The 19328-nt window shown below is 59.6% G+C and carries 21 protein-coding genes; 5 read left to right on the top strand and 16 right to left on the bottom strand.

The genetic code is table 11. The features are described 5' to 3' along the window. Positions 1–116 precede the first annotated feature (116 nt). A complete protein-coding gene (locus ACQ4WN_RS14420; protein WP_436552164.1) occupies positions 117–1040 on the top strand; it encodes a transposase in 924 nt (307 codons plus the stop codon). A 217-nt stretch (positions 1041–1257) separates the two neighbouring features. Further along, positions 1258–1674 (top strand): helix-turn-helix domain-containing protein, encoded by a 417-nt coding sequence (locus tag ACQ4WN_RS14425; protein ID WP_436552165.1) that lies wholly within the window; start codon positions 1258–1260, stop codon positions 1672–1674. Positions 1675–1729: 55 nt separating this feature from the next. On the opposite strand, the gene guaA is transcribed toward ACQ4WN_RS14425, so the two are convergent. From guaA to ACQ4WN_RS14445, 4 genes are all read right to left on the bottom strand, one after another. Then, a complete protein-coding gene (guaA, locus tag ACQ4WN_RS14430; RefSeq protein ID WP_436552166.1) occupies positions 1730–3340 on the bottom strand; it encodes a glutamine-hydrolyzing GMP synthase in 1611 nt (536 codons plus the stop codon). Positions 3341–3409: 69 nt separating this feature from the next. Beyond that, a complete protein-coding gene (gene guaB, locus ACQ4WN_RS14435; RefSeq protein WP_099377100.1) occupies positions 3410–4870 on the bottom strand; it encodes an IMP dehydrogenase in 1461 nt (486 codons plus the stop codon). A 131-nt stretch (positions 4871–5001) separates the two neighbouring features. Next, positions 5002–5298, bottom strand: coding sequence for an RnfH family protein (locus ACQ4WN_RS14440; protein ID WP_436552167.1), 297 nt, complete (start codon positions 5296–5298; stop codon positions 5002–5004). After that, positions 5291–5722 carry a type II toxin-antitoxin system RatA family toxin gene (locus ACQ4WN_RS14445; RefSeq protein ID WP_436552168.1) on the bottom strand — a complete coding sequence of 144 codons (432 nt, stop codon included), beginning with the start codon at positions 5720–5722 and terminating at the stop codon, positions 5291–5293. Before ACQ4WN_RS14445 ends, ACQ4WN_RS14440 begins: the two co-directional genes overlap by 8 nt. 93 nt (positions 5723–5815) lie before the next feature. Here ACQ4WN_RS14445 and smpB point away from each other — a divergent pair, with 93 nt between their 5' ends. Both smpB and ACQ4WN_RS14455 read left to right on the top strand, forming a co-directional pair. Then, complete coding sequence (gene smpB, locus ACQ4WN_RS14450) at positions 5816–6265, top strand: SsrA-binding protein SmpB (RefSeq protein ID WP_034752217.1); 450 nt, start codon at positions 5816–5818, stop codon at positions 6263–6265. 6 nt (positions 6266–6271) lie between these two features. Then, a complete protein-coding gene (locus ACQ4WN_RS14455) occupies positions 6272–6451 on the top strand; it encodes a hypothetical protein (protein ID WP_436552169.1) in 180 nt (59 codons plus the stop codon). Positions 6452–6567: 116 nt separating this feature from the next. Here the strand turns inward: ACQ4WN_RS14455 and ACQ4WN_RS14460 are convergent, their stop codons facing one another. The 5 genes from ACQ4WN_RS14460 to ppsA all read right to left on the bottom strand — a co-directional run bounded on the left by ACQ4WN_RS14460 (position 6568) and on the right by ppsA (position 12111). Beyond that, positions 6568–6876 (bottom strand): H-NS histone family protein, encoded by a 309-nt coding sequence (locus ACQ4WN_RS14460; RefSeq protein WP_010397665.1) that lies wholly within the window; start codon positions 6874–6876, stop codon positions 6568–6570. 609 nt (positions 6877–7485) lie between these two features. Next, on the bottom strand, positions 7486–8430 hold the full coding sequence (locus ACQ4WN_RS14465) for an SPFH domain-containing protein (RefSeq protein WP_436552170.1): 945 nt from the start codon (positions 8428–8430) through the stop codon (positions 7486–7488). A gap of 15 nt (positions 8431–8445) precedes the next feature. Then, the gene (locus tag ACQ4WN_RS14470) at positions 8446–8862 is read right to left on the bottom strand and encodes an NfeD family protein (protein ID WP_436552171.1); all 417 of its coding nucleotides are present in this window, start codon (positions 8860–8862) and stop codon (positions 8446–8448) included. Between the two features lie 177 nt (positions 8863–9039). Next, positions 9040–9537, bottom strand: coding sequence for a Dps family protein (locus tag ACQ4WN_RS14475; RefSeq protein ID WP_436552172.1), 498 nt, complete (start codon positions 9535–9537; stop codon positions 9040–9042). Positions 9538–9678: 141 nt separating this feature from the next. Then, positions 9679–12111 carry a phosphoenolpyruvate synthase gene (gene ppsA / locus ACQ4WN_RS14480; RefSeq protein WP_071078407.1) on the bottom strand — a complete coding sequence of 811 codons (2433 nt, stop codon included), beginning with the start codon at positions 12109–12111 and terminating at the stop codon, positions 9679–9681. A gap of 152 nt (positions 12112–12263) precedes the next feature. Here ppsA and ppsR point away from each other — a divergent pair, with 152 nt between their 5' ends. Beyond that, the gene (gene ppsR, locus ACQ4WN_RS14485) at positions 12264–13112 is read left to right on the top strand and encodes a posphoenolpyruvate synthetase regulatory kinase/phosphorylase PpsR (protein ID WP_436552173.1); all 849 of its coding nucleotides are present in this window, start codon (positions 12264–12266) and stop codon (positions 13110–13112) included. A 34-nt stretch (positions 13113–13146) separates the two neighbouring features. Here ppsR and ACQ4WN_RS14490 read toward each other — a convergent pair whose 3' ends face one another. Genes ACQ4WN_RS14490 through lpxD form a run of 7 tightly spaced genes read right to left on the bottom strand, consistent with a single transcriptional unit; the run spans position 13147 to position 19322 of the window. Next, positions 13147–14349: an aminotransferase class V-fold PLP-dependent enzyme gene (locus ACQ4WN_RS14490; RefSeq protein WP_436552174.1), complete on the bottom strand. Its 1203-nt coding sequence runs from the start codon at positions 14347–14349 to the stop codon at positions 13147–13149. Between the two features lie 11 nt (positions 14350–14360). Beyond that, positions 14361–15146 (bottom strand): TrmH family RNA methyltransferase, encoded by a 786-nt coding sequence (locus ACQ4WN_RS14495; RefSeq protein ID WP_436552175.1) that lies wholly within the window; start codon positions 15144–15146, stop codon positions 14361–14363. After that, positions 15143–15781, bottom strand: a complete 639-nt coding sequence (rnhB, locus tag ACQ4WN_RS14500) for a ribonuclease HII (RefSeq protein ID WP_436552176.1) — start codon at positions 15779–15781, stop codon at positions 15143–15145. The genes ACQ4WN_RS14495 and rnhB overlap by 4 nt, the downstream gene beginning before the upstream one ends. 44 nt (positions 15782–15825) lie before the next feature. Beyond that, complete coding sequence (gene lpxB, locus ACQ4WN_RS14505) at positions 15826–17001, bottom strand: lipid-A-disaccharide synthase (RefSeq protein ID WP_436552177.1); 1176 nt, start codon at positions 16999–17001, stop codon at positions 15826–15828. Continuing rightward, the gene (gene lpxA / locus ACQ4WN_RS14510) at positions 16985–17776 is read right to left on the bottom strand and encodes an acyl-ACP--UDP-N-acetylglucosamine O-acyltransferase (RefSeq protein WP_436552178.1); all 792 of its coding nucleotides are present in this window, start codon (positions 17774–17776) and stop codon (positions 16985–16987) included. Before lpxA ends, lpxB begins: the two co-directional genes overlap by 17 nt. After that, entirely contained in the window at positions 17776–18270 is a 495-nt protein-coding gene (gene fabZ, locus ACQ4WN_RS14515) for a 3-hydroxyacyl-ACP dehydratase FabZ (protein WP_035818168.1), read from the bottom strand. Before fabZ ends, lpxA begins: the two co-directional genes overlap by 1 nt. Beyond that, positions 18267–19322 carry a UDP-3-O-(3-hydroxymyristoyl)glucosamine N-acyltransferase gene (lpxD, locus tag ACQ4WN_RS14520; protein WP_436552179.1) on the bottom strand — a complete coding sequence of 352 codons (1056 nt, stop codon included), beginning with the start codon at positions 19320–19322 and terminating at the stop codon, positions 18267–18269. Before lpxD ends, fabZ begins: the two co-directional genes overlap by 4 nt. Positions 19323–19328 lie beyond the last annotated feature (6 nt).

Here is a 19328-nt window from a genome sequence, read left to right on the forward strand (position 1 = left end):
CCCCCCCCCCCCCCCCCCCCCCCCCCCCCCCCCCCCCCCCCCCCCCCCCCCCCCCCCCCCCCCCCCCCCCCCCCCCCCCCCCCCCCCGCCATTCCGACACGACCTCAGCCATATCAATGTACAAACCTCTGCGCAATCTCAGCGCCAATGCACATAGCTCAGGTATCGTCTACCGCATGACGCGACCACTTAGACTTGAGTTCGCCGGTGCCCTCTACCAAGTTACTTCGCGGGGCGACCGGCGTGGCGCAATTTATCAGGACGATACCGATCGCCTTGCTTGGCAAGAAGCATTGGAACTTGTGTGTGAACGGCATCATTTTGTCGTGCACAGTTTCTGCCAGATGAGCAATCATTATCATCTGCTCGTTGAAACGGTCGAGGCGAATCTGTCGCAGGGCATGCGCCAACTCAATGGCGTATATATCCAGCATTTCAATCGACGCCAGAAGCTTGTCGGGCACGTATTGCAAGGCCGCTACAAAGCCATCTTGGTGCAGAAAGAGAACTATCTGCTGGAATTGGCCCGCTACATCGTCTTGAATCCAGTCCGGGCGCACATGGTGACATCACCCGACGACTGGTACTGGAGCAGCCATCACTACGTTTTGGACGATGCAATCCCTCCATGCTGGTTGTCGCGTGACTGGCTCTTGAGCCAGTTTGGCGCCACGCGCGACGAGGCGGTCGCCAACTATTCTCGGTTTGTCGCGGCCGGGATGGGCGAAACTAGTCCGCTCATCCATACCTGCTACCAGATGCTTCTGGGCGATGACGCCTTGGTTTCGGCACATCAGCAATCGCAGCGTTCCGATGCATTCAAAGATACGCCAAGGCAGCAGCGCCGCACGGTCACACTGTCACTCGCGCAATATCAGGTCCGCTATAGCGACAGAGACGAGGCAATGGCACGCGCTTATCTGTCTACCGCTTTTACCATGTCCCACATCGCCGCCGCTTTTCACGTCTCGAGCAAGACAGTCAGTCGGGCGGTATCGGCATTTAATAAAGCGCAACTTGCCGCAAATAGAGATAACTAAAGCTGAGATCGTGTACAAATGGCGGCCCCCGGACTCTCGCGGTGTCGACCGGAAGGAATACGAAACAAGGGATGCCGCCATGCCGCTCCCGAGCGGTAAAATCATTGCTGTTGACCAGGCTGTGGTTAGCAAAACGCTCTCGTTCCTTTCATCATTGTGGAGACAACTGCGTCACAGCCGGTCATTCACGAACGTTGTATATTGAAAGGCAATATGTATGTCTGGCAACACCCATGTTTCTGAGCGCCTCAAAAGCTGCCGCGAGAATCTTCATATCTCACAAGTGCGGCTTGCCGAAATGGCGGGCATCAATCCCACGCAACTGTATCGCTATGAATCAGGCAAAGCCAAACTACTTATGGACGCGGCAGATAAGATTGCCGCGGCCCTCGACGTCAGCACCGCCTGGCTTGTGCATGGGACATTGCCCATCGCCAGAGGGGCGCAAATCGACCCGCCAGTGCCGGCCGGAGGGGCGCTAGTCCTGAATTTTCTGGAACTTCCACCCGTGCTGGCCTCCGCCGTGAAGCGCCTGTCCATGCAAAATGGCAGCACCGTAGAAATAGAGCTGCTGGATCTCGCGCGTCAAGGCCTCGAAGCTAACCAAAAAATGGCCATTGATAATTCTTTTTGAATTATCAACGGCCATCTATTTTTCACTTTAAATTCAAACAGTTAAAGCAAACTCATCACTCCCACTCGATGGTCGCCGGCGGCTTGCCCGAAATATCGTAGACGACGCGGTTGATACCGCGCACTTCATTGATGATGCGGTTGGAGACCTTGCCCAGCAGGCTGTGCGGCAGATGCGCCCAGTGGGCCGTCATGAAGTCCTGCGTTTGCACGGCGCGCAGGGCCACCACGTATTCGTAGGTGCGGCCATCGCCCATCACGCCCACCGATTTGACGGGCAGGAAGACGGCGAAGGCCTGGCTCGTCGCTTCGTACCAGTTCGCTGGCAGCGCGTCCGGGTCGACTGCCTGGCCGGCAACGAATTCGTACGGCGTGTTGCGAAGTTCTTCGATGAAGATGGCGTCGGCGCGGCGCAGCAGGTCGGCGTAGTCTTTCTTGACTTCGCCGAGGATACGCACGCCCAGGCCCGGACCCGGGAATGGGTGGCGGTAGACCATGTCATGCGGCAAGCCCAGGGCCACGCCCAGTTTGCGCACTTCATCCTTGAACAGTTCGCGCAAAGGTTCGAGCAACTTGAGCTTCATGGTGTCCGGCAAGCCGCCCACGTTGTGGTGGCTCTTGATGGTCTGGCCTTTCTTGCCCTTGCCGGCCGATTCGATCACGTCCGGGTAAATCGTGCCTTGCGCCAGCCACTTGGCGTTGACCAGCTTGCCCGACTCGACCTGGAACACTTCGACGAATTCGCGGCCGATGATCTTGCGCTTCTGCTCGGGGTCGGTAACGCCGGCCAGGTGGCCCATGAATTGGTCTTCCGCATCGACGCGGATGACTTTCACGCCCAGGTTCTTGGCGAACATATCCATCACCATCTTGCCTTCATCCAGGCGCAGCAGGCCGTGGTCGACGAAGACGCAGGTCAGCTGGTCGCCGATGGCGCGGTGGATCAGGGCAGCGGCCACGGACGAGTCGACGCCGCCGGACAGGCCCAGGATGACATCGTCGGTACCCACTTGCGCGCGAATCTTTTCCACCGCTTCGCTGATGTAGTCGGGCATGTTCCAGTCCGATTTGCAGCCGCAGATGTCATGCACGAAACGGCCGATCATGGCCTTGCCCTGCACCGTGTGCGTCACTTCCGGGTGGAATTGCACGCCGTAGAACTGGCGCTCTTCGTCAGCCATGGCGGCGATCGGGCAGCTAGGCGTGTTGCCCATCAGCTTGAATCCTGGCGGCATTTCCAGCACTTTGTCGCCGTGGCTCATCCACACTTTCAGCATGCCGTGGCCTTCGTCGGTGACGAAGTCGGCAATACCGTTAAGCAACTTGGTGTGGCTGCGGGCGCGCACTTCGGCGTAGCCAAATTCGCGTACCAAGCCGTTTTCTACCTTGCCGCCCAGCTGGGCCGCCATGGTTTGCATGCCGTAGCAGATGCCCAGCACCGGTACGCCCAGCTCGAACACGGCTTGCGGCGCGCGCGGCGAATCGCCGTCCAGGGTGGAATTGTGGCTGCCCGACAGGATCACGCCGGCGGCACCGTAGTTGCGTACGAATTCGTCGCTGACGTCATACGGGAAGACTTCGGAAAACACGCCGGAATCGCGCACGCGGCGAGCGATCAACTGGGTGACTTGGGAACCGAAATCGAGAATGAGGATTTTAGAATGCATGATGGGGGCTTTATCTGGGGTCATTACAAAACCGGCGCACTAGGCGCCGGTCTGGACTATCGCTACGGCTTATTCAGAGCGGTAGTTGGGAGCTTCCTTGGTAATCTGCACATCATGGACATGCGACTCGCGCATGCCGGCCGAGGTGATTTCCACGAATTCCGCTTTTTCGCGCAGTTCGTCGATGGTGGCGCAACCGCAGTAACCCATCGATTGACGCACGCCGCCCACCAGCTGGAAGATGATCGCCAGCACGCTGCCTTTGTAAGCCACGCGGCCTTCGATACCTTCAGGCACGAACTTGTCGGCCTTCATGGTGGCGTCCTGGAAGTAGCGATCTGCCGAACCATCGGACATCGCACCCAGCGAACCCATGCCGCGGTACGATTTGTAGCTGCGGCCCTGGTACAGGATCACTTCGCCCGGTGCTTCTTCCGTACCGGCAAACATGGAACCCATCATGACGGTCGAAGCGCCAGCGGCCAGCGCTTTGGAAATATCGCCCGAGAAGCGGATACCGCCGTCGGCGATACATGGCACGCCTGTACCTTCGAGTGCTTCGGCAACATTCGAGATGGCCGTGATTTGCGGCACGCCCACACCGGCGACGATACGCGTGGTGCAGATCGAGCCAGGACCAATGCCGACCTTGACCGCATCGGCGCCGTATTCCACCAGCGCCTTGGCGGCGGCGGCGGTAGCGATATTGCCGCCAATCACTTCCACTTGCGGGTACTTGGTCTTGATCCAGCGTACGCGGTCCAGGATGCCTTGCGAGTGACCGTGGGCCGTGTCGACCACCAGCACGTCGACACCGGCGGCGACCAGCAGGTCGATGCGCTCTTCATCCTTGGCACCGACGCCGACGGCAGCGCCGACCAGCAGCTTGCCCTGGCTGTCTTTCGACGCGAATGGGTGCGAGGTCGACTTCTGGATATCCTTGACGGTGATCAGGCCGCGCAATTCGAAAGCGTCATTGACGACCAGCACGCGCTCGAGGCGGTGCTTGTTCATCAGGCGCTTGGCTTCGGCCGTATCGGCATCTTCGTTGACGACCACCAGCTTTTCGCGCGGGGTCATCTTGGCGGAGGCTTCCGCGTCGAGTTCCTTTTCAAAGCGCAAATCGCGGTTGGTGATGATGCCGACGACTTCCTTGCCCTTGACGACGGGGAAACCGCTGATGCCGTATTGTTCCGTCAGCGCGATCACGTCGCGGATTTTCATTTCTGGTGGAATCGTGATCGGATCACGCAGCACGCCAGCTTCGAAACGTTTTACGCGGGCCACTTCACGTGCCTGGTCCTTCGGATTCAAATTCTTGTGGATAATGCCGATGCCACCTTCCTGGGCCATCGCAATCGCCAGGCGGGCTTCCGTCACCGTATCCATGGCTGCGGACAGCAAGGGAATATTCAGGGTGATATTGCGGGTCAGGCGAGTTTTGAGGGACGTATCGGCGGGCAGAACGTTGGAGTAGGCTGGGACGAGCAGCACGTCATCGAATGTGAGTGCTTTTTGAAGTAGACGCATAGCATTTCCTATTGGCGCAAAAGCAGATTATACAGAAAAAAGTGCCCTCCGTCCTTGCAGCATAGAAAAGATATTTGAAAATAGCAGAAAATCACTCTCGCCAGACAGCGGTCACGCCTCCGCCCTGCCACTCAACCTTTGGCAGGCTTGCAGGCGGCGCGGCGCCGGCGCGCCTCCTTCGGGTCCGCCTGCAAGCACCGGTACACTTCCACCCGGTCATGCTCATGCAATACGGTATCGAGCGGCTTCTTCTTGCCATAGATACCCACCATATTGATGCTCAGGTCGATGCCGGGGATGGCCTGCAGCAAGCCGCTCTGCGCCACCGCCTGCTCGATGGTAGTACCCACAGGCACGCTCAAGGAGCGCAGGAACGTGCTGTCCGGCAGCGCGTGGCAAACCTGCACCGTGATGTCCGCTTCAGCCATACACCGTCTCCGCGCGCTTGCAGAAGGAATCGACCATGCTATTGGCGATCATGCCGAAGACGGGGCCGATGATCTGTTCGAGCACGCGGCTGGAAAACTCGTAATGCAGGTCCAGTTCGATCTTGCAGGCATCTTCGCGCAGGGCCTTGAAGGTCCACACGCCGTCGAGGGTCTTGAAAGGACCGTCCACCAGATTCATCTTGATGGAAGTCGGCGGCACGTTCTCGTTGGACGTGGTGAAGCTTTGGCGCACGCCGTGGTAATGTATGCCCACGCTGGCGACAACCGTGTTCTCGCCCCGCTCGCGAACCTCGACCGCTCCACACCAGGGCAGGAATTTGGGATAATCCTCCACCGCCGCCACCAGCGCGAACATTTGTTCGGCGCTGTAGCCGAGAAAAACTGATTTATGTACTACTGCCATTGAAGAACCATTTGCTATGATGTTGGATACATTTGATTTTATCGCGCTTGCGCGAGACAGTAGTTTAACCGACCCGCGCACATTTACCATCTCATGACCATAGCAGACAACAGAAAAGCCTTCCACGACTACTTTATCGAGGATCGCTACGAAGCGGGCATCGTGCTGGAAGGCTGGGAAGTCAAAGCCATCCGCGACGCTCGCGTACAAATCAAGGAAGCCTACGTTGTCGTCCGCGGCGACGAACTCTTCCTGTTCGGCGCGCATATCAGCGCCCTGCCGACCGCCTCCACCCATATCCATCCGGAAGCTGTACGCACGCGCAAGCTGCTGCTGCACCGTACGGAAATGGATAAGCTGATCGGCAAGGTGGAGCGCTCCGGCTATACGCTAGTGCCGCTCAACTTGCACTACAAGGGCGGGCGCGTGAAATGCGAAATTGGCTTGGCCAAGGGCAAGAAGCAGCACGACAAGCGTGCTGCAGAGCGCGACCGCGATGGCGCGCGCGAAGTGCAGGCGGCGATGAAGTCTCACCGCCGCTGATCCGCCATGACGCGCAGCGTGCTGCGTGCTCATCAACAAACCCGGCTATATGCCGGGTTTTATTTTGCCACTATCTGCGGCAAGCAGAAAAAGCCGGGCGCGACGGGACTAAAACAGGGAATGAATTGGATAAGGCGGGAAAAAGACTGGCATTATCAAAAATACCGTAAGAAGAAGCCGAAGTGAATCAGCCTGGCCGGCTTGGCCAACGAGAACGAATCGACAAAGTTCCGGATGCTTGCATACTGCCTTGTACTGCACCTGTACCACTCCACAGGACAAGCATCCGAATGAACGGTGTATTACACCTTCAGCAGATCACGCGACTTGCCCGAATCGGTCCACTCTTTGACCCATTTCGGTTGACGGCCACGGCCAGTCCATTGCTGCGTCGCATCATCAGGATTGCGATAGCGCACTGCAACCGTACCCGTTTTTGCGCGAATACCTGTACCAACCAGATCTTTCACGGAAACGCCGACGCTCTGGGCAATGGCCAGGATTTGCTCGCGCGCTTTGGACAGATCATCCTGTTCGCGTTTCTTCATTTGCTTCTTGATATCGTCCTGCAAGGTGCGCAGTTCGGACAGGGATAAGCTCGACAGATCCATGATATTTCCTTGTGTGAGTTGAAAAATATAACTGAACAGTTAAATTCTATCCAATTGTAACGCGACTGAGGTGATTTTTCTTAAGATTTGATTGTTTTTTTCAATTCTTTTACCAAAAACCCTGCTTCCCCGGCTTTCAAGCGATGCAAGTCTTCAATCAAGGGGGCGGGTATCGCACATGGACCGCCTGTGCGATACCTCTGCTTTGTACGGCTGCCTTCCAATACAGCGCCATTGGCTGTATTTATTTTGCAGTACTTTCTGCTTCATTGCAATTTATAGTAATTATAAATTGCAATTCAAAATAGACATGGGTCCGATACTATCGACAATCGCGCATCGCCTGCAAACGCTACGCGGAATCCTGCGCGGAAGATGTTACGCCAATCAAAGAAATAAGCATCGTAAGACAGCATATAATCCCCAAAGTGCGCATAGCATAGCATGAAGAAAATATTTTCAACGCAATTCATTCAGCCACCAATAATCCAGCCCTGCCACTACCACATAATTGGGGTGACGCAAATGCAAACTGCCCGCTATACAGCGGGCAGTATTGACGAGACCTTGCTACGGGCTTGCTATTCACCCAGCCAGTCAGTCAGGTAATCAGGGCAGCGTCACGCTGCCTTTCGGCTTCTGCGTTTTCACCACCTGCATCGCCGTGGCGATCAAACTACTCATATCGCCCAGATTGGCCGGCACGATAATCGAGTTATTCGTTTTCGCCAATTGCGCGAACGCCCCCACATACTGCTCGGCCACTTTGAGATTGACGGCATCCTCACCGCCCGGCTCGCGAATGGCGGCGCCCACCTGGCGCAGCGCTTCGGCACTGGCTTGCGCCAGCGCGACGATGGCCGTGGCCTGGCCTTCGGCGCGGTTGATCGATGCCTGCTTCTCGCCTTCCGAGCGGGCAATGTTCGCTTCGCGCTCGCCGCTGGCAATATTGATCTGCTCCTGCTTGCGCCCTTCTGATGCAGCAATCAGCGCGCGCTTCTCGCGCTCGGCTGTAATCTGCGCCTGCATCGCATGCAAAATTTCCTTCGGCGGCGTCAAATCCTTGATTTCATAGCGCAATACCTTGACACCCCAATTCGCCGCCGATTCATCGATGGCATTCACGATGGCCGTATTAATATGGTCGCGTTCTTCAAATGTCTTGTCGAGTTCCATTTTACCGATCACCGAACGCAAGGTCGTTTGCGCCAGCTGCGTAATGGCGGCAATATAATTCGACGAACCATACGAAGCACGCATGGCATCGGTAATCTGGAAATACAGAATGCCATCGACCTGCAATTGCGTATTGTCACGCGTAATGCACACCTGCGGCGGAACGTCGAGTGGAATTTCCTTGAGTACATGCTTGTAAGCGATGCGGTCAACGAACGGCACAACGATATTCAGACCAGGACCCAACACCGCATGGAACTTGCCCAGGCGCTCCACCACCCAGGCATGCTGCTGCGGCACCACATTGACCGTCTTGAAGACAAATACCAATGCCAGCAATAACAAGATCAGCGACATGCTTCCGATGCTTACTTCCATAATTTATTCTCCAGGTTATCCAACAATCAAACGGCTGCCTCGCACGGCACGTATGGTGTAATGACCGGCCTGCGCATCGCTGCCGGGAATCAGCTCCACATCCCACAAGGCGCCGCGATACATCACGCGCGCCGCGCCATCGACCCAATGCGCGACCGCCACGCTTTGACCGATATCGAGGTTCACATTCGGGTCCTGCGCCACATCGCGCCGCGCCGCCTTGCCAAAACGGCTGCGCCGCAATAACAGCGTGGCAGCCACGCCGACAATGGCAGCCGTCACGGCCTGCCAGCTGCCATTGCCGCCCGCCAGCGCCACCAATCCTCCGGCACTGATACCGATGGCGATCATCAGCAGATAAAAGGTGCCAGTAAACAGTTCCAGGATTAATACCGCGCCAGCTGCCACGAACCAGCCTACCCATTCAGCCATGATGCCTCCATCCTTGCGATTACAAAAATAAAAAACCCCGCAGCCTATATAAGCGACGGGGTTTAATGCGCAGTACAGCCTGATATTCTTCTTGCCAGACACCTATATACAAGCAGTCTAACGCAATTCCTGATGGCGTCAATAGCCGGGAGCGAATTGACGCCGCCGGCCCCGCATTTATTCTTCCAGCAGGCTGCGCAGCATCCACGCCGTCTTTTCATGCAAATCGAGGCGCTGCGTGATCAGGTCGGCCGTCGGCTGGTCATTGGCTTTTTCCAGCAGCGGGAACAAACGACGCGCCGTGCGCGCGGTCGCTTCCTGTGCCGACACCAGATGACTGACCATGTCGAGCGCCGGCGGCACGCCGTCGATTTCCTTGATCGTGGCCAGCTTGACGAATTCCTTGTAGGTGCCCGGCGCCGGATAGCCGAGGGCGCGGATACGCTCGGCGATCAGGTCCAGCGCGCCCCACTGCTCCGTGTATTGCGTCATGAACATCAGGTGCAGGGTATTGAACATCGGTCCCTTGACGTTCCAGTGGAAATTATGCGTCATCAGGTACAGGGTATAGCTGTCGGCCAGCAGGCCGGACAGGCCTTCCGCGATCTTCGCGCGGTCCGCCTCGGAAATGCCGATGTCGATCTTTGCCACTTTGCTCGGTTTCTTGCTTGCCATGAGAACTCCCGTTTCAATGTATTGGTGGAATCATTTTAGCTGATCTGGCGCAAGCGCATCAAATACTGCCGTGCGCCGCTGGGCAGGCGTAAAAAAACCCGCTGCCAGGTCAACGGCAGCGGGCTTTCAGAGGGCAGATGCTTACGCTTTCAACGCAGCGAGCTTTTGCCAGGTGTCGATCACCGAGTCCGGATTCAGGGACATCGATTCGATGCCCTGCTCCATCAGCCAGACGGCGAAGTCAGGGTGATCCGAAGGACCCTGGCCGCAAATGCCGATGTACTTGCCGCGCGCCAGGCAAGCCTTGATGGCCAGCGACAGCAAAGCCTTGACGGCCGGATCGCGCTCGTCGAAGTCGGCCGCCAGCAATTCCATGCCGGAATCGCGGTCCAGGCCCAGGGTCAGCTGGGTCAGGTCGTTCGAACCGATCGAGAAGCCATCGAAATGATCGAGGAACTGGTCGGCCAGGATGGCGTTCGACGGCACTTCGCACATCATGATGACGCGCAAGTCGTTCTCGCCGCGCTTCAAGCCATTTTTCGCCAGCAGGTCGATGACTTTCTCGGCCTGGCCCAGGGTGCGCACGAATGGCACCATGATTTCCACGTTCGTCAGACCCATGTCGTTGCGCACGCGCTTCATCGCTTCGCATTCCATGTTGAACGCTTCGGAGAAGTCGGCCGACAGGTAGCGCGCCGCGCCACGGAAGCCCAGCATCGGGTTTTCCTCGTCCGGCTCGTAGCGCGAACCGCCGATCAGCTTTTTGTACTCGTTGGACTTGAAGTCGGACAGGCGCACGATGACTTTTTTCGGCCAGAACGCGGCGGCGATGGTGGCAATGCCTTCGGCCAGCTTGTCGATGTAAAACGCTTTCGGCGAAGCGTGACCGCGCGCCACCGATTCCACGGCTTTTTTCAGGTCGGCATCGATGTTCGGGTATTCCAGGATCGCGCGCGGGTGCACACCAATATTGTTATTGATGATGAATTCCAGGCGCGCCAGGCCCACGCCGGCATTCGGCACGGACTGGAAGTCGAACGCCAGTTGCGGATTGCCCACGTTGAGCATGATCTTGGTGTCGAGCTTCGGCAATTCGCCGCGCGACACTTCCGACACTTCCGTTTCCAGCAAGCCATCGTAGATCTTGCCCTCGTCGCCTTCGGAACACACCACGGTGACAAACGTGCCATCTTTCAGCACGTCGGTGGCATTGCCGCAGCCGACGACGGCCGGCACGCCCAGTTCACGCGCAATAATTGCCGCGTGACAAGTACGACCGCCACGGTTGGTGACGATGGCCGACGCGCGCTTCATGACCGGTTCCCAGTTCGGATCCGTCATGTCGGCAACGAGCACGTCGCCTGGCTGCACGCGTTCCATGTCGGCCGGGTCGTGGATCACGCGCACGGGGCCGGCGCCGATCTTCTGGCCGATGGCGCGCCCGGACGTCAGCACGGTACCGGTGCTTTTCAGCTTGAAGCGTTCCTGCACATCGGTCGCCTTTTGCTGCGACTTGACGGTTTCAGGACGCGCTTGCAAGATGTACAGCTTGCCGTCGCGGCCATCCTTGCCCCACTCGATGTCCATGGGACGGCCGTAGTGATTCTCGATGATGACGGCGTACTTTGCCAGCTCCACCACTTCGCTGTCGTTCAGCGAGTAGCGGTTGCGCATTTCGACGGGCACGTCGACGGTTTTCACGGAACGGCCAGCTTTCGCTTCGTTCGTAAATTCCATCTTCAGCAGTTTCGAGCCGATATTGCGGCGGATCACAGGCGACTTGCCTTTTTCCAGCATCGGCTTGTGCACATAGAATTCGTCGGGATTGACGGCGCCCTGCACCACGGTTTCGCCCAGGCCATAGCTGGAGGTGACGAAGACCACGTCCTTGAAGCCCGACTCGGTATCGATGGTAAACATCACGCCGGCCGCGCCCAGGTCGGAACGCACCATGCGCTGCACGCCAGCCGACAAGGCCACTTCAGCGTGCGTAAAACCCTTGTGCACGCGGTACGAGATGGCGCGGTCGTTGTACAGCGACGCGAACACCTGCTTCATGGCGTCGAGCACGTTGTCGATGCCGACCACGTTCAGGAAGGTTTCTTGCTGACCAGCAAAAGACGCGTCCGGCAAGTCTTCCGCCGTGGCAGAGGAACGCACGGCAAACGACATTTCGGTATCGGAATCGGCCACCAGTTTGGCGTAGAACTGGTCGATTTCGGCGGCCAGGCGTGGCTGGAATGGCGTTTCCACGATCCACTGACGGATCTCGGCACCCGCTTGCGCCAGCGAGCGCACGTCATCGATGTTCAGGCCTTCGAGGCGCTGGGCGATGCGTTCGGCCAGCGGCAAGCCGCCATTGGCGCTATACGACAGGAAATCGCGGAATGCCTGCGCCGTGGTGGCAAAGCCGCCGGGCACGCGCACGCCGGCTTCCGCCAGCTGGCTGATCATTTCGCCCAGGGAGGCGTTCTTGCCGCCGACGGATTCGACATCCGTCATGCGCAAATGCTCGAACGAGGCAACATACACCGCGTCCTTGTCTTCCTGCTGTTGCGATACTGCGTTGGTCATAATGACACCCTTACTGATGATAGAAATCTTTACGCGAGGCGCACAGACAGTCTTCTTGTTATTCTTGGCGTCGTGCAGCACAATCATACCGTTGCAGCCATTTTACCTTGTGCGGCGCAAATTGACGACGCACAATCTTGATCCGAAAACCCATGACACAAGATCCACGCCCCCCTCTGCCCTCCGCGGCCCGCACCGTCTTCTTCGTTTCCGACGGCACCGGCATCACCGCCGAGACTTTCGGCCATTCGGTGCTGACGCAGTTCGATCTGCGCTTCCGCCAGATCCGCCTGCCCTTCATCGATACCATGGACAAGGCCTACGAGGCGGCGCGCAAGATCAACGAAGCCTTCGCCGCCGATGGCCAGCGCCCGATCATTTTCTCCACCCTGGTGAAGAACGACCTGTCGGCCGTGATCCGCAAGTCCAGCGGCATGCACATGGACCTGATCCAGACCTTTGTCGCCCCGCTGGAGCACGAACTGGGCGTGATGTCGACCCACACCATCGGGCGCTCGCACAATATCGTCGACAGCGAGGAGTACAAGAACCGCATCGAGGCGATCAACTATTCGCTGGCGCACGACGACGGCCAGTCGCACAAAAACCTGTCCTCGGCCGATGTCATTCTGGTGGGTGTTTCTCGCTCTGGCAAGACCCCGACCAGCCTGTATCTGGCCATGCAATACGGTATCAAGGCGGCCAATTATCCGCTGATTCCCGACGATTTCGAGCGCGACAAGCTACCTTCCGCCCTGCTGGAATTTAAGAATAAAATTTTTGGATTGAGCATTACGCCCGAACGTTTGTCGGAAATACGCAACGAAAGACGCGCTGGAAGCAAGTATGCGGCCATCGAAAATTGCCGGTACGAGGTCAACGAGGCGGAAAAAATGATGAAACGCGAAGGTATTCGCTGGCTCTCTTCGACCACCAAGTCGATCGAAGAGATCTCCACGACGATCCTGCAAGAGATTAAGCCGAACCGCCGCGAGTACTAGAACACCTGACCAAACCTGCTGCGCGTCGGTTTTGTCAGGTGTTCGTTTCTCTCGAAAGCACCGTCAGCGCGGCGACCAGCTGATCAAGTTCGCTGGTCTGCGTCGTGACGGCCACCGTGGCGCGCACGATATCGGTGTCGCCGATATTGCGCTGCACGGTAAAGACCCCGAAACGCTGCAGCAAAGCCTGCTGCAGCGCGCTTGCGTGCATGCCATCGACGGCAAACGCCACTAGCGCCGTGGCGCGCACCGCGTCCAGCGGCGAGAGCAGGCGTACGCCAGGCAATTGCGCGACTCGGCTGACCCAGTAATCCCTTAGCCAGGCCAGGCGTGCCATCTTGGCCGGCGTGCCGCCCAGGCGTTCATGAAAGTCGAGCGCGGCGGGCGCGGCCATGATGGCGCTGATCGGCGGCATGCCCATGTGCAGACGACAGCGGATATCGTCCAGCGGATAATCGTCGTCTCCGAAATGCGGCTCGATCTTGTGCAGCTGCGCGGCGCGGATATACACGACACCCAGTCCCGCAGGCGCCCCCAGCCATTTGTGCAGATTGAAACCGGCGAAATCGATACCCATGGCCTGCACGTCCACGTCGACCTGTCCCAGCGCATGGGCGCTGTCGAGTAGCACGTCGATGCCATGTTCGCGCGCCAGCGCCATGATGTCCTTCAGCGGCAGTTGCTGGCCATTGGCTGGCGTTACCTGCGACAGCAGCAGCAATTTGGGCTTGACGGCCTGGCGCATGGCTTGCGCGTAACTGGCGATGATCTCGTCATCGCTGATGGGCAAACTCAATGTCACTTGCGTGCTGGTGACGCCACGGCGCTGCGCCAGCCAGCGCATGGCCGTCCGCATGGCCGGATAGTCGAGATTACTCCACAGTACGGTATCACCGGGCGACAGGCCATGGTATTGCGTGATCAGTACCTGCATGGACTCGGTGCCGCTGCGTGTCAGCAGGATCTCGTGTGGCTCCGCCTGGATCAGCGCGGCGACGCGCCGGCGCAGGATATCCACATGCGTGCGTGTAAACTCGCCGCGCACGAAAGGACTCAGCTGTTCATTCGTATAGCGCACGGCCTGCTCAAAGGCGGCTTGCACGGGCGCCGCCATGGCGCCGAAATAGCCATGCTCCAGATTGGCGATGCCGTCCGGCGGCTTGGGATAAAACGCGGCGACCTGATGCCACCATGCCTCGTCACGTACGGCGCCGTCGGCGAGCACAGGGAAAGACATGGCGACCCTGTTCAGGACTGGCCTTGGCGCAGCTGCTCGAAGAAGCAGACGGCGGCGCAGGCGGCCACGTTCAGCGATTCGATCTGGCCCAGGTGGGGAATGACCACCTGGTGCGTCGCCATCGACAGCAGGTCGTCTGCCACGCCCTGCCCTTCATGGCCGAACAGCCAGGCGACGGGCTGGCGCAGGTCGACGTCGTACAGGCGCTGGGTAGCGTAGCCGCTGGTGGCGAGGGTCGCCACCTTGGCGTCGGAAACGAGCGCCGCCAGGTCGACGTTTTCAAAGATGTCTAGCACGAAGTGCGCGCCCATCGCCGCGCGCAGCACCTTCGGCGACCAGCAGAAGGCCGTGCCGGCGCTGCAGTACACCTGCGTGATGCCGGCAGCGGCCGCGCTGCGCAGGATCGAGCCCACGTTGCCCGGGTCTTGCAGGTTATCGAGCAGCACGGCCGACACGCTCAGCGGTGCGGTGACAGCCCGTTCCGGCGTCTCGATGAGGAACATCACGCCCACGCCATGCTCGACCTGGCTCACCGCGTTATACAGCGCGTCGGGCAAGCCCAGTACGTGCGCGCGGTCGCTTTCCAGCTGGCCGACGATGTCCGCCACTTCAGGGTTCCGCAAGGCGCTTTCGCTGACGATGCACTGCTCCGGCATGCCGCGCAGCTGCAGGTAGGACTGGCACAGGTGCACACCATCGAGCAAGGTACGGCCCGACTTGCGGCGCGCCTGCGAACTGCCCGCCAGCTTCAGCAGCTCCTTGTATTGCGCGTTGTCGCGCGAGGTAATCGTCTTCATGCCACCACCTCCTGCGCGCCGAACAGCGCGATCACATTGCGCACGGGTGCGAACGAACGGCGGTGCACGGGCGAGGCGCCGTGCAGATGCAAGCGTTCCAGATGCAGCTTGGTGCCATAGCCCTTGTGCTGGTCGAAGCAGTACTCGGGATAGGCCGCATGCAGGTGCACCAGGGCCGCATCGCGCGCCGTCTTGGCCAGGATCGAGGCGGCGGAAATCGCATCGACCTTGTCGTCGCCGCCGATGATGGCCATGCCGCGTATCGGCATCACGGGGCAGCGGTTGCCGTCGATCAGGGCCAGGGTCGGCACGGTACTCAACGCCTCGACGGCGCGGCGCATGGCCAGCATCGACGCCTGCAAAATGTTCAGCCGGTCGATTTCCTCTTCCGACGCTTCGGCGATGGCCCAGGCCAGGGCCTTGGCCTTGATCTGCGGCGCCAGCAAGTCGCGCTTGGCTTCGGTGAGTTTTTTCGAATCGCGCAAGCCGTCGATCGGCTGCTGCGGGTCGAGGATCACGGCGGCGGCGAACACGGGGCCGGCCAGCGGACCGCGGCCTGCCTCGTCGACGCCACAGATGATTTCATCGAGCGAGAAAGGCAAGTCGTCAAACAGGCCAGGATAGATATTTTTCACGTTGAATCTTTGGTTGGTAATGCGGTTGAAGCGGTGATCGGGGCTTACTTGCGGTTGGCGGCGATGACTTGCATGACGGCGTTGGCGCTCTCGCGCGCGCTGTCGCGCAGCAGGCTGTGGTGCATGTCCGTGAAGCGCTGCACCAGGCGCAGGCGCCCGGGCACGTCGCTCAGCTGCTGCCACATGGCGTCGGCCAGGGCCTCGGGGCTGGCCGCGTTTTGCAGCAGCTCGGGCACCAGGTAGTCGCGCGCCAGGATGTTTGGCAAACCTATCCACGGCTGGTAGCCCATGTGGCGCATGATTTCCCACGACGCGCGCATCATCTTGTAGGCGATGACCATGGGCTTCTTGTACAGCGCCACTTCCAGCGACGCCGTGCCTGATGCTACCAACACCGCATCGGCGGCGCAGATGGCCGTGTGCGAGCCGCCATCGGTCAGCACTATCTCGACATCCTGCAAGCCTGCTTCCGCAATCAGCTGCAGGAAGTACTGGCGCTGCTTCTCGCCGGCCATGGGCGCGACGAAACGCAGCGAGCGGTCGCGCGCCAGCAGCAGCTTGCAGGCGGCCACGAAAGCCACCGCATTGTATTTGAGTTCGCCCATGCGGCTGCCCGGCATCAGGGTCACGACATTCGCGTCCTCCGGCAAGCCCAGGGTGCGGCGTGCGGCCGCTTCGTCCGGCTGCAGGGGAATCATTTCAGCCAGCGGATGGCCGACATAGGTGACGGGCACGCCCGCCTTGCGGTAGATCTCTTGCTCGAACGGGAAGATCACCAGCATGTGCGAGACAGCCTTGATGATTTTTTTCATGCGTCCACCGCGCCAGGCCCAGATCTGCGGCCCGATGTAGTGCACAGTGGGGATGCCGCCTTCCTTGAGCTGCTGCTCCAGCCCCAGGTTAAAGCCGGGATAGTCGGCGCCGATGAAGACGGCGGGCCGCTCTGCCAGCAGCTGGTCGCGCAGCGCGTTCTGGATGCCCTTGATTTCGCGGTAACGGGGGATGATCTCGAACAGGCCGCGTACCGTCAGCTTGTCCAGCGGCCAGTCGGAGACGAAACCCTGTTTGGCCATGTGCTCGCCGCCGATGCCGTGGAAGCGCGCGCCAGGCAGCTGCGGCACGAGGCCGGACAGCAGCCGGCTGGCCAGCAGGTCGCCTGACACCTCGCCGGCGACGATGGCGACCGACAGGTCGCTGGCCTGGTCAGCGGACGATGCCACGCGACGCCACGCCCAAAAATTCGCGCATGGCGCGAATGTGTTGCGCCACCTCGGGCGACGATGCCGCTTCTTCTTCGAACAGGGCTGCCTTGGATTCTTCCAGGGTCAGTCCCGCGCGGTAGATGAGTTTATACGCGGTGCGGATGCCGTTGATCTGCTCGCGCGTAAAGCCACGGCGTTTCAAGCCCTCGATATTGACGCCATGCGCCTGCGCCGGATTGCCGTTCAGGAGTACGAAAGGCGGCACGTCCTGCGTCAGGCTGGTGCTCATGCCGACAAAGGCATGCGCGCCGATCTTGCAGAACTGGTGCACATTGGCGAAGCCGCTCATGATGACCCAGTCGCCGATCTCCACGTGGCCCGCCAGCTGGGCATTGTTCGAAAAGATCGTGTTATTACCCACCAGGCAGTCGTGCGCCAGGTGCACGTACGCCGAAATCCAGTTGTCATTGCCCAGGCGCGTCACGCCGCCACCCTGCACGGTACCCGTGTTAAAGGTGCAAAATTCGCGGATGGTGTTGCGGTCGCCGATTTCCAGACGCGTCGCCTCGCCCGACCATTTTTTATCCTGCGGCTGCGCGCCGATGGAGGAAAACTGGAACAGGTGGTTGTCGCTGCCGATCGTCGTGTGGCCATCGATGACCACGTGCGGGCCGACCTTGGTGCCGGCGCCGATACGCACGTGCGGCCCGATGATGGTGTACGGCCCCACCTCGACCGAACTGTCTAGCTCAGCCTTCGGGTCAATCAGTGCCGTAGAGTGGATGGCCGCCATCACTGCCCCGCTGGCTGGCTCGCAGACTGGCTCGCATCCTGCGCGCTGCGGATGGTGCACATCAATTCCGCTTCCAGCGCCACTTTGCCGTCGACCGTACCGACGGCCTTGTATTTCCAGATGCCGCGCGAGACGCGCAGGATTTCCACATCCATCTTCAGCTGGTCGCCCGGTTCGACAGGACGCTTGAAGCGCGCATTGTCGATGCCGACAAAGTACACCACCGAATTTTCGTCGGGCTTGACGCCCATCGACAGGAACGACAGCAAGGCCGCCGTTTGCGCCAGCGCTTCGATCATCAGCACGCCGGGCATGACCGGCTTGTGCGGGAAATGGCCCTGGAAGAACTCTTCGTTGACCGTCACGTTCTTGATGGCGGTGATGGTTTTGTTCGCTTCCCAGTCCAGCACGCGGTCAACCAGCAGCAGCGGGTAGCGGTGCGGCAGCAGCGATTTGATGGCCAGGATGTCGAGGGTCTTTTTTTCAGTAGTCATTTTTCGTCTTGCGTGGTCAGTGTTTTAATTGTTTTTTCAAGCGTGCGGATCTTCTCGCGCATGCTTGACAGGTTGCGCACGATGGCGGCGCTCTTTTCCCAGTCGGCATTCTTGGCCAGCGGATAAAAACCCGTGTACTGGCCCGGTTCCGCGATCGAGCGCGAGACCATGCTGCCCGAGCCCACGTGAACGCGGTCGGCAATGGTCAGGTGGCCCAGCACCATGGCGGCGCCGCCAAAGGTGCAGTACTTGCCGATGACGGCACTGCCGGCCACGCCGACACAGCCAGCCATGGCCGTATGCGCGCCGATGTGGCAGTTGTGGCCGATCTGAATCTGGTTATCGAGCTTGACGCCATCTTCGATGATGGTATCGGCCAGCGCGCCACGGTCGATGGTGGTATTGGCGCCGATATCGACATCGTCACCGATCACCACCCTGCCCGTTTGCGGAATCTTGATGTACACGCCACCTTCGTTGGCGAAGCCGAATCCGTCGGTGCCGATCACGGCGCCCGAATGGATGATGCCGCGCTGGCCGATCACGCAGCGCGCGTGGAAGGTCACGTTGGCGAGCAATTGCGTGCCAGCGCCGATGATGGCATCGCGCCCCACCACGCAGCCTGGGCCGATGACGCAGCCGGCGCCAATCACGGCACCCGCCTCGATCACCGCATGCACGCCGACAGAGGCGCTGGCATCGACCTGCGCGCTGGCGTCGACAAAGGCGCTCGGATGGATGCCCACCGGTGCCTTGATCTCATGCAGGGCGGCGAAAAACTGCGCCGCGCGCGCAAAATACACATAGGGATTCGGAGTGACGATGCGCGCACCGGCGTACTCGGCACCGATCAGCGCATCGTCAGCCGGCGTGAGGATCAGCGCGGCAGCGCCGCTCTGGGCGGCCTGTGCGCGAAATTTGCTATTACTGAGAAAACTGATGTGCGAAGCGCCGGCATCGGCCAGCGGTGCGATCCCTGTGACTTCCAGGTTCGGATCGCCCGCCAACTGTCCACCGAAGCGTTCGACCAAATCTCCTAGTCGAGTGCCCATCGATAT

The sequence above is a fragment of the Janthinobacterium pasteuri genome (assembly GCF_051380775.1).
Taxonomy (GTDB): Bacteria; Pseudomonadota; Gammaproteobacteria; order Burkholderiales; family Burkholderiaceae_D; genus Janthinobacterium.